At 65.9% G+C, this 15,817-nt stretch carries 14 protein-coding genes; 7 read left to right on the forward strand and 7 right to left on the reverse strand.

Going from position 1 to position 15,817, the window contains the following annotated elements:
* Positions 1-8: 8 nt before the first annotated feature.
* On the forward strand, positions 9-818 hold the full coding sequence (gene murQ, locus QY325_06650) for an N-acetylmuramic acid 6-phosphate etherase (protein ID WKZ67599.1): 810 nt from the start codon (positions 9-11) through the stop codon (positions 816-818).
* 106 nt (positions 819-924) lie between these two features.
* Complete coding sequence (locus QY325_06655; GenBank protein WKZ67600.1) at positions 925-1,500, forward strand: hypothetical protein; 576 nt, start codon at positions 925-927, stop codon at positions 1,498-1,500.
* Between the two features lie 16 nt (positions 1,501-1,516).
* Here the strand turns inward: QY325_06655 and QY325_06660 are convergent, their stop codons facing one another.
* Both QY325_06660 and QY325_06665 read right to left on the reverse strand, forming a co-directional pair.
* Positions 1,517-1,960 (reverse strand): NUDIX domain-containing protein, encoded by a 444-nt coding sequence (locus QY325_06660; GenBank protein ID WKZ67601.1) that lies wholly within the window; start codon positions 1,958-1,960, stop codon positions 1,517-1,519.
* Positions 1,961-1,963: 3 nt separating this feature from the next.
* Positions 1,964-2,761 carry a DsbA family oxidoreductase gene (locus tag QY325_06665; protein WKZ67602.1) on the reverse strand — a complete coding sequence of 266 codons (798 nt, stop codon included), beginning with the start codon at positions 2,759-2,761 and terminating at the stop codon, positions 1,964-1,966.
* 224 nt (positions 2,762-2,985) lie between these two features.
* On the opposite strand from QY325_06665, the gene QY325_06670 reads away from it, so the two are divergent.
* Genes QY325_06670 through QY325_06690 form a run of 5 tightly spaced genes read left to right on the forward strand, consistent with a single transcriptional unit; the run spans position 2,986 to position 7,812 of the window.
* Complete coding sequence (locus QY325_06670; protein ID WKZ67603.1) at positions 2,986-4,164, forward strand: kelch repeat-containing protein; 1,179 nt, start codon at positions 2,986-2,988, stop codon at positions 4,162-4,164.
* 47 nt (positions 4,165-4,211) lie between these two features.
* Entirely contained in the window at positions 4,212-4,598 is a 387-nt protein-coding gene (locus QY325_06675; protein WKZ67604.1) for a hypothetical protein, read from the forward strand.
* A gap of 39 nt (positions 4,599-4,637) precedes the next feature.
* The gene (locus QY325_06680; GenBank protein ID WKZ67605.1) at positions 4,638-5,666 is read left to right on the forward strand and encodes a GntG family PLP-dependent aldolase; all 1,029 of its coding nucleotides are present in this window, start codon (positions 4,638-4,640) and stop codon (positions 5,664-5,666) included.
* Between the two features lie 3 nt (positions 5,667-5,669).
* A complete protein-coding gene (locus QY325_06685; protein ID WKZ67606.1) occupies positions 5,670-6,074 on the forward strand; it encodes a hypothetical protein in 405 nt (134 codons plus the stop codon).
* A gap of 16 nt (positions 6,075-6,090) precedes the next feature.
* On the forward strand, positions 6,091-7,812 hold the full coding sequence (locus tag QY325_06690; GenBank protein ID WKZ67607.1) for a sensor histidine kinase: 1,722 nt from the start codon (positions 6,091-6,093) through the stop codon (positions 7,810-7,812).
* On the opposite strand, the gene QY325_06695 is transcribed toward QY325_06690, so the two are convergent.
* The 5 genes from QY325_06695 to QY325_06715 are packed head-to-tail and all read right to left on the reverse strand — an operon-like array spanning position 7,777 to position 15,370.
* Complete coding sequence (locus tag QY325_06695; GenBank protein WKZ67608.1) at positions 7,777-9,111, reverse strand: TolC family protein; 1,335 nt, start codon at positions 9,109-9,111, stop codon at positions 7,777-7,779. The genes QY325_06690 and QY325_06695 overlap by 36 nt on opposite strands.
* Positions 9,083-12,235, reverse strand: a complete 3,153-nt coding sequence (locus QY325_06700; GenBank protein WKZ67609.1) for an efflux RND transporter permease subunit — start codon at positions 12,233-12,235, stop codon at positions 9,083-9,085. Before QY325_06700 ends, QY325_06695 begins: the two co-directional genes overlap by 29 nt.
* Entirely contained in the window at positions 12,232-13,356 is a 1,125-nt protein-coding gene (locus QY325_06705; GenBank protein WKZ67610.1) for an HlyD family efflux transporter periplasmic adaptor subunit, read from the reverse strand. The genes QY325_06700 and QY325_06705 overlap by 4 nt, the downstream gene beginning before the upstream one ends.
* Positions 13,353-14,018, reverse strand: coding sequence for a helix-turn-helix domain-containing protein (locus QY325_06710; GenBank protein ID WKZ67611.1), 666 nt, complete (start codon positions 14,016-14,018; stop codon positions 13,353-13,355). The genes QY325_06705 and QY325_06710 overlap by 4 nt, the downstream gene beginning before the upstream one ends.
* A gap of 26 nt (positions 14,019-14,044) precedes the next feature.
* Entirely contained in the window at positions 14,045-15,370 is a 1,326-nt protein-coding gene (locus tag QY325_06715; protein WKZ67612.1) for an OmpA family protein, read from the reverse strand.
* Between the last annotated feature and the right edge of the window lie 447 nt (positions 15,371-15,817).

A 15,817-nucleotide genomic window follows, 5' to 3' on the forward strand; every position in this document is an offset into this window, starting at 1 on the left:
GCCCCCCCATGGACCGCATCACGGAAAGCGAGAGCCGCCACCAGCACCTGGAGCGCATGACCACGGATGAACTGCTGCGCGGCATCAATGCCGAGGACCGCTTGGTGGCCGACGCCGTGGCGCAGGCCATCCCTTCCATCGCCCCGCTGGTCGATGGCATCGCCGAGCGGATGCTTCGGGGCGGCAGGTTGTTCTACCTGGGCGCAGGCACCAGCGGCCGACTGGGCATCGTGGACGCCAGTGAATGCCCGCCCACCTTCGGGGTGCCGCACGGGCTGGTGGTGGGGCTCATCGCCGGCGGCGATGGAGCCATCCGCCGCGCCGTGGAATTCGCCGAGGACGACCCGCATCAGGGCTGGAAGGACCTGCAGGAGCACAGCGCGGGCGGTGACGATGCGGTAATCGGCATCGCGGCCAGCGGAACCACGCCCTATGTGATCGGTGCACTGGAGGACTGCCGGGCGCATGGCATCCTCACCGGTGCCATCACCTGCAACCCTGGCAGCCCCGTCACCCTCGCCGCGGACCACCCCATCGTGGCCGTCGTGGGGCCGGAATTCGTCACCGGCAGCACGCGCATGAAGAGCGGCACCGCCCAGAAGCTCATCCTCAACATGATCAGCACCAGCGTGATGGTGAAGCTGGGCCGGGTGAAGGGGAACCGCATGGTGGACATGCAACTGAGCAACAACAAGCTCATCGACCGCGGCACCCGCATGGTGATGGAGAGCCTGAGCGTAGGGTACGCCCAGGCGAACGAACTGCTGCGCCACTACGGCAGCGTGCGCCGCGCCATCGAGGCGGGCCACCGCCTTTAGCCAGGGCCACAGTGGGGTGAACGAGCCCGCGATCTGCGCACCGGTGGGGCACCCGGCTGCACATGCGCTGCGGGCCGCATCGCTGCTGAGCGATCTTTGCAGGGCCATGCACGACATCGAACCCTTCTGGAACTGGCGGCACAAGTACATGGCCGAGGAGGATGAGCGCTCGCCGTTCTTCGGGGAAGAGCACAGCGAGTTCGAGTTCACGCATGCCGTTTACGACCACCTGATCCATCCCCAATGGGACAGCTTCGGCAGCGCCACGCTCTACCTGAAGGTGCTCTTCGCGGACTATGAGGAGGGCTTCGCAATCCTCGAATTCATCGGCGAGTGGAACGACCTGCTCCACAACGATGTGATGACCCTGAAGCGCAACATCATCGAGCACCAGATGGCACAGGGCATCCGCAAGTTCATCCTCATCGGGGAGAATGTGCTCAACTTCCACCACAGCGATGAGGAGTACTACGCCGAGTGGTTCGATGAGGTGAGCGAGGCCGACGGCTGGATTGCGCTGCTCAACTTCCGACCGCATGTGCTGGAGGACCTGCAGCACGCCAACATCGACCAGTACTTCCTGCTCGGCGGCCACCTGAATGCGCTGCGTTGGCGCAGCTGCGGACCCGAGGAGCTTTTCGAGAAGGTGGATGCGCTGGTGGTTAAGCGGCTGGGCATGTAGCCCGTCCCGGAACCGCTCATCCCCCCATCCGGTCCTGCATCAGCCGCCACACCACGCGGTCGATGGGCAGCGATACCGCCTCCTCGGCCAGCGCATGCAGGGGCTGCCACCGGAACACCTCCTGATCCGTGGAACCGGAGATGCCCTCGAACGGACGCTGCACCACCGCGATCGCTCCCGGGTCGGGTACCTTGAATGTGAAGTAGATGCTCACCACCTGCATGGGCTCCGCATGGAAGGCGCTCTGCTGGAAGAAATCAGTGGTGTAGAAATGGTCCAGGCCCTGGGCCTCAAGCCCCATCTCCTCACGGATCTCCCGCAGGAGGCAGTCCCTGAGTCCCTCGCCGTACTCTAACCCGCCGCCGGGGAACTTGGTGATGCGATGCCCCTTGATGAGTTCATCGGAGACGAGCGCCCTGCCCTGCTGCACCAGCAGCCCATAGACCCTTATGGTGAACATGGCTCAATCCGTGCGGCCCGGGAGGCAATCGGCATTCCCGGGCGCGCATGCGGCCCCCGATGAAGGCGCGGTGGCGGGGCGCCCCGCCCATGCCTGCTGCAGCGCCGCCAGGAAATGATCGGCGCTCTGCGCGCCGCTCACGGCGAGCTTCCGGTCGATCACGAAGAAGGGAACGCCCCGGATGCCGAGCTGCTCCGCCTCGCGCTCATCAGCCCTCACGGCCACTCCGTAGTCACCGCTTTCCAGCATCGCAGAGGCCTCCGCAGTATCCAGTCCGATCTCTCCTGCCAGGCGGACCAGTGTGGCGGCATCGCCGATGTGGGCACCTTCGGTGAAGTAGGCCTTGAAGAGGCGCTCCTCCGCCGCATCACCCAGGCCATGGGCCTTGGCCAGCTGGATGAGCCGGTGGGCATGGAAGGAATTCGCCAGTACCGCCCGGTCGAAATCATAGTGCAGCCCCAGCGATGCTGCACGGGCCGCTACATCAGCCACCCGGCTGCGGGCGGCATCGCGGCTCATGCCGTACTTCTGCGCCAGCATGGTGTAGGTATCCTCTGCGCTGCGTGCGGGCGCGGAGGGGTCGAGCTCGAAGCTCTTCCACTCCACCCGCACCCGGTCGCGTTGCGGGAAGCGCTCCAGCGCAGCCTCGAACTCGCGCTTGCCGATATAGCAGAATGGGCAAACGACATCGCTCCAGATCTCTATGACGAGCGGAGCGGGGTGCTGCATGTTGGTCATGGAGTCCTGAGCGAAAAGCGAATGCGCGACGAGCATCGCGGAGAAGTGAACGCTGATGCGCATGATCGATGCCCGTCCAAAGGTACCCCCGGTGAACGCTTGTCCTGGCGAACCGGTTCACGGCGCACCGGTGCGCACCTTGATGAATCGCGCAGCCAGGCGGCAACCGCAGGGAGCCCCGGCAGGAGGAGCCGCTGGTGTGCCCGATCGGCGCTCATCACCGCACGCTCGGGACCTTCGCCTGGGAATCCGACTCAGCTGCGATGCGGCATGATTACCTTCACGGAATGCGCCTCTTGCTTCTATTTCTCGCGGCCAGCGGACATTGCGTCTGGGGTCAGGCCTGGGAGCAGCTCCCGGATTTCCCTGGAACGGCGAGGGACGATGCCGCTTCCTTCACCATTGACGGCGCCATCTACGTGGGCACGGGCATGGAGTTGGGCTGGGGACTGACGAACGATTGGTACGTCTACGACACCCAGGCCGGCGCTTGGTGGCCGATTGCGCCGCTGCCCGCCACGCCGCGGCAATACTGCTCCTCCTTCGTCCTGGAGGGCAAAGGCTACCTCTTCGGCGGCATTGATGCCGATGGTCCGCTCAACGAGCTGTGGTGCTTTGACCCGGCAACCAATACGTGGAGCGCGAAGGCTCCGTTGCCAGGCGAGGGCCGTTATGCCTGCGTATCGGCCGGATTGGGCAGCACCGGCCATGTGGCCACCGGCATGCTGGCAAGCGGATCGCCCACCAATGAGCATTGGCTCTACAACGCCAATGTGGATCAGTGGTTCCCATCTCAGCCCGTGCCGGGTCCGGCCCGCCACCGGGCGGCCGCCTTCCTGACCACCGCATTCACGGTGATCGGTGGAGCCGACGCTGCAGGCGAAGCGCTCTCCGATGCGTGGTCCTATGAGGCCCTCTTCCCCACGGGCGAGTGGGAGACCGCGCCTCCCCTGCCCGATGCACGGTTCGGGGCGCGCGGCATCACCGGCTGGAACGCGGTGGTGGGCGGAGCCAGCGACTGGGGCACCTTCCACGCCGATGCATGGACCCTGCAGGAGGGTGCATGGCTGCCCATGCCGGCCTTCAGCGGCGGCGCGCGGCGGGGCGCGGCTACAGCCGGAATCCCGGGGCCATCCGGGGGGGCCTACATGGGCACAGGCCTCAGCAGCGAACTGGTGCGGCAGCGCGATTGGTGGATGCTGCGGCCCTTGGTCGGCATCGCGGAGAACATCGAAGGCACATTATCGGCCTGGCCGAATCCATCGGCGGAATGGGCGCAGGTGGATTGGTCGCCCGCCGACGGGCCCGCAGCCTTTGCCGTGCATGATGCACTGGGCCGGCTCGTCGCCTCAGGCACCCTGCGGTCCGGCGATCGCATCGATCTGCGCGCGCTGCCCGAGGGACAGTACCTGCTCCATGTGGCGGCCGCACGCGCGATGCGGACCAAGTTGCTGCGCGCGCCCTGACCTGCGTCAGCCGACGGCGCCGGTTCCGTGCGCACCTTCAGCCCATCATGGAAGCGCAACTCTTCTACAAGGAATTGGGGCGGCTGCTCTACGCCATTGCGGCCGCCGATGGACGGGTCACCGCCAAGGAGGTCGCTGCACTCAAGCGCATCGTTTCCGAGCAGCTGGTGCCGCAGGAGGTGAGTACCGATCACTTCGGCACGGACCAGGCCTACATCACGGAATTCGAGTTCGATGTGCTGGCCGATCGCGGTGCCTCGGCGGAAGGCGCATTCGACTCCTTCATCGCCTACATGGCCGGCCATAAGAACGACCTCTCGCCCAGGCGCAAGCAGCTGATCTACCGCTGCGCCGATGCCGTAGGCCATGCCTTCCATGGGGTTGGCAAGGCGGAGCTGCCCCTGCTGATCGAGCTGCACCGGCACCTGCACTGAGCCGCGGACGGCATGCGCGGCCCAAGCTATCTTGGGCGCATGCGGCCGATCGACCTCCGGTCCGATACCGTCACTCGACCCACTCCGGCCATGCTGGAAGCTATGCTCCGTGCCGAAGTGGGGGATGACGTCTTCGGCGAGGACCCCACGGTGAATGCCCTTGAAGCGCGCATGGCCGGACTCTTCGGCCACGAGGCTGCGCTCCTCTGTCCCAGCGGTACGCAGACCAACCAGATCGCCATCAATGTGCACACCCGGCCCGGCGATGAGGTGCTGTGCGAGGAAGGCGCCCATGTCTACCGCTACGAGGGCGGTGGCATGATGGCCAATAGCGGCTGCAGCGTGCGCTTCCTGCCCGCCGAACGGGGACGCTTCACCGCCGATGCGGTGGCCGCTGCAGTGAACGACAGGCAGGCAGCGTACCTCGCCCATTCGCGGATGGTGGTGATCGAGAATACGGTGAACCGCGGAGGCGGGGCCTGCTGGAGCCTTGGGCAGGCGGCGGCGGTGCGTGAAGCCTGCGATGCGCTTGGGCTGAGCCTCCACCTCGATGGTGCGCGCATCTTCAATGCCATGGTTGAGGACGGCACCGCGCCCGCGCAATGGGGCGGGATCTTCCACTCCGTATCCGTCTGCCTCAGCAAAGGGCTCGGCGCACCGGTGGGCAGCGTGCTCATCGGCAGCGCCGCATTCATCCACCAGGCCCGGCGCGTGCGCAAGCGCCTGGGCGGGGGCATGCGGCAGGCCGGCCTGCTCGCCGCCGCCGGCCTGCATGCACTGGACCATCATGTGGAGCGGCTGCGGGACGACCATGCGCGCGCACGCAGGCTCGGAGCAGCCATCACCCAAGAGCCTTGGTGCGAGCGGGTGATGCCCACGGAAACGAACATCGTGATCTATGACCTCCAAGCGGGCCTGGATGCCAAGGCGCACACCGCAGCATTGGGCAGTCAGGGCATCCTTTGCTTGGCCATCGGACCGCGGCAGGTGCGGATGGTCACCCACCTCGATGTGGACGATGCCGGGATCGACCGTGCCATCGCCGCATTGCAGCGCATCAAGCACTGACCCATGATCATGATCCAGCCTCCATCGCCGATACGAGCAGCGCTCATCCTGGCAGCCATCGCACTAGGCGCGGCCGGCCATGGCCAATTCGTGGACAAAGGCACGATCGACAGCGTGCAGGTCGCCTATCGTTGGGCCTTCCCGAAGGGACAACCGGAACTGCTGCTCCGGCTCAGGAACACTGCCTCGATGGACCGGCAGGCAGCCTTGACCATCGACCTGTTCTACCAAGGGCGCACCATCGAGACTTTCGAGGCGGACACGTGCATCCGCGCTGGTCAAGCGCTCACGGGCAAGCTCAATGGCATCTACTTCCGGCCGAAGCGCATCACGGCCGCACAGGTGAAGGACGGCAGTGCCGAAGTGGACGTCACACGCACAGAGATCACGGCCTCACCATGCCCCTAGCATGAATCAACGGCTCGTGGACCGAATCCTCCCGGCCCTGCTGGCCGTCGTGCTGGCAGGCTGCGCTTGGCTCCTGGTCGCGCATAGCCGCATGGTGCGGCAGCGCGAAGAGGAGCTCGCCGGCCACGCCCTCAGCCATGCGCACCAACTCGTGGGCATGCGGCTCAGCGGCATGTTCAACGAATGGGAAGCGGACCTGCAGGAGGAGGCCGCCGCCGTGCGGCTGGGCACACCCAAGGAGCAGCTGCTGCCGCGCTGGCGCGCACTGATGGCCTCGCACTGGTCCATCAATGCCATTCGCCTGGCCGATGAGGGCGGAGGCGAACATGGCCTGTACCGGCTGGATACCGCACTCTGGCTGGTGGAGACGCGGGCAGGCAGCAAGGATTCCCTGCCCGTCGCCAGGCGGCTGCTGAACTCAGGGCTGGATAGCACAGGGATTCCCTGGTCCCGTTTCGGACGCTACGATCCGCGCGAACGGGTCTGGTTCAGCAAGGCGCTCGAGAACCACCAGGACGTACCCGTGTGGGGCGAGCGCCAGTTCGGCGACAGTGCGGAGAATGTGCTCCAGGTGGCCCTCCTCATCCGCAGCCAGAACGCGCGCAATGCCTATCAAGTGATGCTGTTCGATGTGTCGCTGGATCGCGCCGAACAGCTCGACACGCGATTCCTGCCGAGCCTCGGACCGGGGATGCTGCTCTTCGATTCCGAGGGCGCGACCTTGTTCTCGAGCACCGGAGCGGGGAAGGACGATTCCGCCAACATCCTGCGCAACGCCCTGACCCAATGGCTGACCAGCAAGACCTCGCGGGCATTCCCCATCGCGCATGAGCAGCACGCCTATGCTGCGCAGGTCGCTCCCGTGATGCTGAATGGCCTAACCCTGCACAGTCTGGTGGCGATCGATGCGGCCCGGCTTGTCCATTGGACTGAACCCGACCGCAGGTACACCATGATGGGGGCGGCGGCATTGGCGGCGGTTGTCATCCTGCTCGGGCTGCTCTGGATGAGAAGCCGCCAACGGGACAGGGCGGCCGGCCTGGTATCCCTGCAGCTGAAGCAGTCGGAGTTCAGGTTGGGGAAGGCCCAGGGTGAGCGCGATGCCCTGAGCCGCGAGGTTCACCACCGGGTGAAGAACAACCTACAGGTGGTGAGCAGCCTGCTGAACCTGCAGGCCTCTTCACTCACCGATGGGCCGGTGCGGAATGAATTCCTGCGCGGCAAGCGCCGCATCGATACCATCGCCCTGGTGCATCACCGCCTCTACGACCATCCCGATCTGCGGCGGATCGACCTGCGGGTCTTCCTCGGCCAGCTCACCGCCTCCATCGCGGAACTGTACACGGATCGGAAGGGCACCATCAGCGTTGGGGTGGAGACCAATGGCATCACCTGCGATCAGGACACGGCCATCGAACTGGGCATCATCGTGTGCGAGCTGGTGAACAATGCCTTCCAGCACGCCTTCCCGCATGCCACCGGCGGACATGTGGAAGTGACGGTCACGCGGGTCGAGGGCGACCTGCACCGGCTGATGGTGCACAACAATGGGGTTGCCCCCGACCATGGGCTGCTCACCGGTCCCGGCAAGCTCGGGCTGGAGATCGTGGAGGCGCTGGCGGAGCAGCTGGATGGAAGCCTGCATGTGCGCAGCGGCCCCGGTGTCGCGTTCGAGGTGCTCTTCAGGGTCCATAGCCCCGCCTCAGCGGAGGTCACGGATGCCGAGCCCGGTAAGTAGTCCGCCGCTCGCACGCAGCAGCTGCAGCTCGGCCACCTTGGCATCGAAGCCGGCCACCACGGCCTGCCGCTGCGCATTGGCCAGGTCGAGCTGCGCCTGACGGAACTGCAGCGCGGTGAGGAGCCCGCTCTGGTAGAGCTCGCGCGTGCGCTCGAAGTTGAGCTCGGCGGCGCGCATCGCCTCCTGCTGGATGCGCAGCACCTCGCGCTGGCTCCGCCAGGTGGTGAAGCCGTTGCGCACATCGCGCTCCACCTGGAGCCGTGCCTGCTGCTCGGCCAGGGCCGCGCTCTCGGCGCGCAGCCGCGCGGCCTCCACCTGCGTGCCCACGCGCCCGCCATCGAAGAGCGGCACGCTGAGCGTGAGGCCGCCGTTCAGGCCGCGGGTGTAGGTGCCCAGCACGATGCCCACCTCGTTGCGCTGATCGCTCACGCCGTAGGCGGCGCTCAGGTCGAGCCGGGGCCAGCGCATTGCCTTGGCCACCCGCTCATCGGCCTCGGCGGCACGCACCTGGGCCATGGCCGCCTGCAGCTGGGCATTGCCGCGCAGCGCCTCCTCCACCAGCAGCTCTTCCGATAGGCCATTGGCATAGGTCACCTGGCGGGAGGGAACCGCCGATGCCGCAGGCGATCGGCCGAGCAGCACATTGAGGTCGCGCAGCGTGCGCTCGCGGCGCTGCAGGGCCATGATCCATGCGCTGCTGTCGGCCTGCAGGTCCACCTGCGCGTTGAGCAGCTCCAAACGCCCCGTGCCGCCGAGGGCTGCGCGTCCCTCCTGCCGGCGGAAGCGCTCCACGCTGATGCCCAACAGGCGCTCGGTGATCGCCACATCCTGGTCGAGCGCGGCGAGCTGGTAATACAGCGCCACCACCTGCATCAGCGTGGCCTCCACCTGGGCGCGCGCGCGCAGGTCCGCCACGCGCGCCTGCAGCTGGGCGCGATCGTGCGCTGCGAAGGTCCCCAGGCCATTGAAGAGCGTGTACGACAGGCCCAGCTGACCGCTCAGCGCGGTGTTCACCACGCCATCGCGCTCCACATCGGGCAGGGGCTCCGCGAAGTCGAGGCGGGAGAACTGGTCGCTGTAGGTGCCGCGCCCGCTCGCCTCCACACGCGGCAGCAGGCCTGCGTTGCCCGCGGTGGCCTGCGCATCAGCGATGGCGGCTTCGTTGCGCGCGATGCGGATACCGTGCTCGTTGGCCAGGGCCATGCGGATCGCCGCGTCCAGGCTCAGGGTATCCTGCGCGATTAGGCCCACGCTCAGTGGGAGCGCAAGGCTAGTGGCGATGCTCCTCCAGGTCCTCATAGGGCAGTTCTTTCACAGCGGGTTCGACGGCTTCGGCTGTCGGGGTCTGCGCGCTCCACGCCCATCCCAGGAAGCGGCGTGCCTCATTGAGCGCGGCCAGCAGGATGGGCAGGATGATGAGCGTGACGAAGGTGGCGATGGCCAGGCCGTAGGCTACGGTGATGGCCATGGGGATCAGGAACTGGGCCTGGAAGCTCTTGTTCAGCGTGATGGGGAGCAGACCCGCCACGGTGGTGAGCGAGGTGAGCAGGATGGGACGCAGGCGCGAAAGGGCCGCGGTGCGCAGCGCGGCGTAGAACTCCATGCCTGTCTTCAGATTCGCATTGAAGGTGCTGATCAACACGAGCGAGTCGTTCACCATCACCCCGATGAGCGCGATCATTCCGAAGAAGCTGAAGAGGCTGATCTGCACGCCATGGATCCAGTGCCCCCATCCGATGCCCACGAAGCCGAGCGGCAGGCAGAGCAGCACGGCCACCATCTGCCAGAAGCTCCGCAGCGTGAGCACGATCATGGCGAACATGATGATGAGGGTGATGGGCAGCACACGCATGGCACTTCCACTGACCTTGCGGCTCTGTTCTCCCTGGCCCTCGAAGCTGTAGCCCAGGCCTGGATACTTGGCGAGCAGCGGTGCCATGATCTCCGCAGCCACCACGCCCTGCGCCTCCGTCGCGCTCTGAGCGCTGCTGGCCAGGTCGGCCTCCACCCGTACCTCGCGCCTACCATCCAGGTGGTTGATGGCGCGTATGCCGCGCTCGATGTGGTAGCTCACCAGTTCGGTCAGCGGGAACTGGCGGCCATCAGCGGTACGGATGCGCATGTCCTCCAGATCACGCAGAGAGGCACGGCCGTCCTCCGCATAGCGCACCCAGATCTTCACCTCGTCCTCGCCGCGCTGCACACGCTGCGTCTCCAAACCGAAGAACCCTTGGCGCACCTGGGCCGCGACTTCCTGCAACGTGAGGCCGAGCAGCTGGGCCTTGTCCTTGAGCTTCAGCACCACCTCGCGGTTGCCCGGGCGGTCGCTGTCCACCACATCGCGGAGCATGGGCAGCTTCACCAGCTCGGCCCGCAACTCGGCCTTGGCCGCGTTCAGTTCCGCGAGGTCGTTGCTGCGGAGCGATACGGACACCGGCTTCCCGAAAGGCGTGGCCAGCCCGAAGGTGAGGTTCTGCACGCCGGGCACCATGCCGGCCCGCTCGCGCAGGCGATTGGTGATCTCCTCGGCACGGAAGCCCCGCTTCTCGCCATCGAGCAGGATGATATTGAGCTTGCCCTGCTCCGCGCGCGGACCGAGGATGGTCTGCACCTTCAGGATCACATCGAGGCTATCCTCCCTTGCGGCGCTCAGTTCGTCATTGATGGCCCAGGCCAGCTGCTCGATCCGCTGCAGTTCGCTGAAGACGACGTTCTCGCGCGTGCCGGTCACCATCTCCAGGTCCACGGCCACGTCGTCGCGTTCGATCACCGGGAAGAAGGTGGTCTTGATGATGCCCGCGCCCACCGAGCCGATGGTGACGGCCAGCAGGAAGAACGCGATGCCGATGGTGAACACGCGGTGGCGCATGAACCGGTCATAGAACCGGGCGTACCGTACATCGCGCAACCTGCCCATCACCCCGTCCATATAGGCCTCCAGCTTGTTCTTGGCGCCGCGGCTCAGACCCTTGGAATGGGCCACGTGCGCCGGCAGGATGAAGGCGGCCTCGATGAGCGAGAACAGCAGGGTAGCAATCACCACGAAGGCCAGGGCCGGGGCGAAGTCGCCCAGGCGCCCTTCGATGAAGAAGAAGGTGCTGAACGCCGCCACGGTGGTGAGGACGGAGCTGATCACCGCCGGCAGCACCTTGTTGATGCCCTCGAACGCCGCCTTGATCGGCGGAAGCCCGCGCTCGTATTCCTGATAGATGCTCTCGGTGATCACGATGCCATCGTCCACCAGGATGCCCACTACGAGGATCATCCCGAAGAGGCTCATCACGTTGATGGTGATGAAGCCCGGGGCGAGGATGAACATGCCCGCGAAGGCCACCGGGATGCTGAGCGCCACCCAGAAGGCCAGGCGCCAGTTGAGGAAGAGCGCGAGCACGATCACCACCAGGAAGAAGCCCTGGATGCCGTTCTCCAGCAGCATGGCGATGCGCTGCTTGAGCACCGTGGTGGCATCGTTGATCAGCGTGGCCTTCACCGGGCCCCCGCGCTCATTGAAGGCCTCCATGTAGGTGAGCGCGCTCTCGGCGATGAACAGGATGTCCTCGCTCACGGTGCTGCTCACGTTCACCACAACGGCAGGCTTGCCGTTCACATAGTTGCGCGCCGGGTCCTCCGCCCAGGTGTCACGTACATCGGCAACATCCTTCAGGCGCAGCACCCGGCCATCATTGCCAGCTCGCAGCACCGCATTGCGGAGCCCCTCGGCGTCCTGGCGCTTGTCGCGCACGCGGATGAGCAGTTCCTCATCGGCGGTCTTGATCTTCCCTCCGGTGAGGTCGAGATTGGCCCCGCGCACGGCGGCGGCGGCCTGCGCGAAGCTCAGGTTGTTGGCACGCAGATCGGCCTCGCGGAAGGCCACCTCCACCTCCTCATCGGGGTAGCCGGTGATCTCCACCTTGCTGATCCCACCAATGGATCGCAGGTCCTGCTCCACGCGGCGCGCGATCAGCTTCAGGGCCTTCAGATCGACGCCTTCGCCGCTGAGCGCGAAGGTCACGGCGGGCCGGATGTTCTCCAGCTTGAAGGTGCGGATCGGCTCCATGCCGTCGGGCAGGGTCGGGATGCGCTCCACGGCGTTCTTCACGTCCTGCAGCACCACGTCGACATCATACCCCTTGATCACCTCCACGATGATCACCCCGCCGTTCTCCTGGCTCACGCTGCTGATGCGCTCCACGCCGGTGACGCCCTTGAGGTCGTCCTCGATCCGCAGCACCACCCCTTCCTCCACCTCCTCGGGCGCAGCACCGGGGTAGATGATCTGCACCTGGATGGTACGGCTCTCCACCTCGGGGAAGAGCGAACTGCGCGTGGCCTTCAGCCCGAAGAAGCCGAAGATGAAGATGAGCACCATGACGGTATCGACCGCCACGGCGTACTTGATGAAGTAGGCGGTGAGTCCCTTCATGGCTTCACCGGTGCTACGCGCATGCCCTCATAGGCGCCGCTGAGGCGGTCGGTCACTACCGCTTGGCCATCGCTCAAGCCCCGCACCACGGCCTGCTCCACGCCCTGGTGGAGGATGGTGACCTGCTGCTTCATCAGCGCGCTGTCCTTCACGGTGTAGAGCGAACCGTCCTCAAGCAACGCGCTGCGCGGCACGCTCACCGCATCGTTCAGCGATCCGGCCTGGATGGCTCCGGTGAGGTACTGGCCGTCGCGCAAGCCTTTCCCTTCCACCTGCACGAAGAGCTTCACGGTCTGGGTGGAAGCATCGATGCTCTCGCCCAGGCGAATGATGCGACCGGTCCAGCTGCCCGGGCCTTCGGTGCTGGTGAGCCGGAGCGTGTCACCCACCTTCACCAGGGAAAGCTCGCCAGCCCCGATCGCGGTCTCCAGCTCGAGCGAGGCCGGTGCGATGAACTCGCCCAGACGCGTGCCCGGTGTGACGATCGTGCCAGGTTCGATGCCCGCCGCGGTGACCACGCCATCGAACGCTGCGGTGATGACGTACTTATCGCGGCGCTCGTACAAGGCGCGTATGCCGTAGTACTGGTCCAGCACGCCGCGGCCCGCGAGGTAGTTGCGCTCCTGTTCGCTCGCGAGCTTCGGCAGCTCGGGCAGCTGGCCGTCCACCGGCACGCTCTTCAGGTAGGCGTCCCACTTGGCGGCCTGCTCGGGCATGTCGATGCGCATGTCGGGCACCAGCTGCACCAGGGTGCGCAGGAACGCGCTCTGCTGGGCGTTGATCTGGGCGCGCACCTCGCCGTCGTCGATGCGGAAGAGCACCTCACCCTGGCGGAAGGAGGCTCCCTCGCGGAAGGGCTTGCCGGTGCGCAGGAGCGTACCGGCCACCTCTGCGGTGAGCAGCATGCGGTCGGTGGCGCGCAGCCGTCCGGTGATGGGTATGCTCAGGCGCACGGGGCCGTTCTGCGCGGTGACGGTGCGCACAGCTCGTGCTTGCGCGGGCGCATTGCTGCGCGGGGCCGATGACCTGCCTCCCGCCAGCTTCCGGCACGTGCCGATGCCTCCCACGATGAGGAGGAGGCCTATGACGATGGTTAGCCTGCGTTGCAACAAAGCGTTCATGCGCGTATGGATCGGATGATGAAGTCGGGAACGGTTCTCTTGCGCTCAAGGATCATGCGGTGATAGGCCGCCTCATTCATGCCGTGGATATGGAGGATCATTGGACGGGCGATGAAGGGGTGTGCACTGAGCGCCATCATGTTCACCAGCAGATCACGCGCGTCGACGTCGATGATGGCGCCGCGCACCCTGGCCTCCTCCACCAGGCGGACGAAATGCTGCCGGCTCATGTGGCCGCGATCGATGAAGGCACGCAGCCCCTCGGGATCCCGGTTCATCTCCTGCGCGATGAACAGCGGAAGAAGGGGGTCCTCCACCATCCGATCGATGAAGGCGGATACAAAGGCCGTGATGGCATCGAACAGATCCGTCCGGTCCTTCAGCGCGCCCCATATGCAACCGAACTGCTGCTCGGCCCCGCCCTTGAAAACGCCCTCGAACAACCGCTGCTTGTCCCGGAAGTAGTAATGAAGCAGCGCCTTGTTGATGCCGGCCTCATCGGCCACCTCCTGCATCCGGGCACCCGCCATGCCCTTGCGGATGAAAACACGTCGCGCCGCATCCAGGATACGCTTCTCGGTGGATGCTTCCTTTACGCGTGCCATCGGGGGATGCAAGATTAACCATTTGGTCAATACCGGTCGGCGGAAGGCAGCGCACAACCTTCGGACTCAAGCGAACCGCGGCCTCACCGGATCCACTCCACTTCCACGCGGCGCTCGCCGGGGTCGCGCCCCATGCTGCGGCTGTCACCGTAATAGTTCACGAGGAGGCGATCCGGGCTAATGCCGCGTTGCAGCAGGTAGTTGCGCACCGCCTTCGCACGCGCCTCGCTGAGCCGGAGGTTCAGCGCCGGGTCGCCGCTGCGGTCGGTGTAGCCCGTAACGAGGACCTTCTCCATGGGCGACCGGGCCAACTGCTCGAATACCTCGTTGAGCAGTACCTGCTGCTCCGGCAGGAGCGTAGTGCTGTTCCGCTCGAAGCGAACGGTGATGTTCCGCCCGGTGAGTTCGGAGAGCGTGGCCGCCGGATTATCGATTGGCGTCTCCTTCCGGCTCTCCTGGACCTCCAGTTCGAGACCGGTGATCCGGTCCTCGAGGTCATCCATGCGGTCGCGCAGTTCCCAGAGCTCCTTGCGCTGATCCATCCGTTCGATGCGCTGGTGGATGGCATCCAGCTCGTCCTTCAGCCAGCGGTCCCGCTTGCGCACCTTCGGCTGCACGGCCGGTGCAGGTTCCAGGGCCAGGGCTCGGGCCGAAAGGGCACGCAGGTCCTCGGCAGCGAGCGTGGGTTCGATGGCGAAGCCAACGCTGCTATCCGCCAGGCGCAGATCCAGCGCGCAGAGGAAGTTCTCCTCGTCGAAGACCGTTCCGCACGTGGAATTGATGCGGACCATGGTGCCGGGCGATCCATGGATCCGGCCGATGACGGGCACCGTGCTCAGCGGCAGCAGATCCGCACGCACCTGGCGCTCCAGCTCCTCGCGTTGGCTCCTCACGTAGTAATAAATGGCCAGGTACTTGTCCTGTGATTCACCGCCGTCCACGCCGAACCGGGCCTGGCTCCAGTCGATGCGGGTCAGCCGGTCCAATTGCCGCTGAGTGGAAGCGCTGAGGCCCGCAAAGGGCACATCCGCTCCGGTGGCCTCCAGTGCGGCCGCCAGCAGGCCGTTGACCTCATGCCCCAACCGGTCGGCCGGAAGGTCGCTGCGCACACCCTGCTTCGTGAAATGCACCCGCGCATCGAGGTAGGCGCCGATGGCCGCCTCGGCGAGCCGATCGAGCATCAGCGATTGGTCCTCCTCCGGTTCCGCGGTCCGCTGCAGGTCAAGGGTGGCCGTTCCTCCGGGCACCTGGCGCCAGATCGCGCGCAGCAAGGGCAGATCGCTTCCACTGGCCCGCACCTCCACCATTACATCGTCCTGCCCCGACGAGCCGAGCAGCTCCAGCGATTGCCCCAAGGAGGGCAGCGCGGGTGCCGCTAGCGCCAGGCAAAGCAGTACGCCCGCTCTCATAGGCTGGGCGCTTCAGGCCTGTGCACGCCTTCCGGGCTGCCCAGGGCATCCCGTTGCCGCCGCTCACTGGCCCAGGCCCAAGCTTCCTCACGTGAGCCGCACACCTTGAACGGGAAGCTCGGCTTATGGACCTGCCTGAACAGTTCCAGCTGTCCTTGGCAGCGGATGCTCGCGGTATACACCACGACCGGATGGCCATGCGCTTTGCAGACCCGTGTGATCAGCCTTCGAGCTCCGTCCGCCACCGCCACATTCGGCGCATGGTCGATCATCAAAGGAGAGCGGCCATCCCGATCCAAGGCTGCCACAAGCCGAACCACCTCCTTCACCTCGCGGGCCGAAAGCTGAGCGCCGTCCGCCAGCACAAGGTGAAGGACCCCTTCGTCACGCCAGAGCTCGAAAGGCTGCTCGAATAAGGGCCCCTCCCATTGAAGCATGCCGAAAGCT

It is taken from the genome of Flavobacteriales bacterium (assembly GCA_030584065.1).
Taxonomy (GTDB): Bacteria; Bacteroidota; Bacteroidia; order Flavobacteriales_F; family PHOS-HE28; genus PHOS-HE28.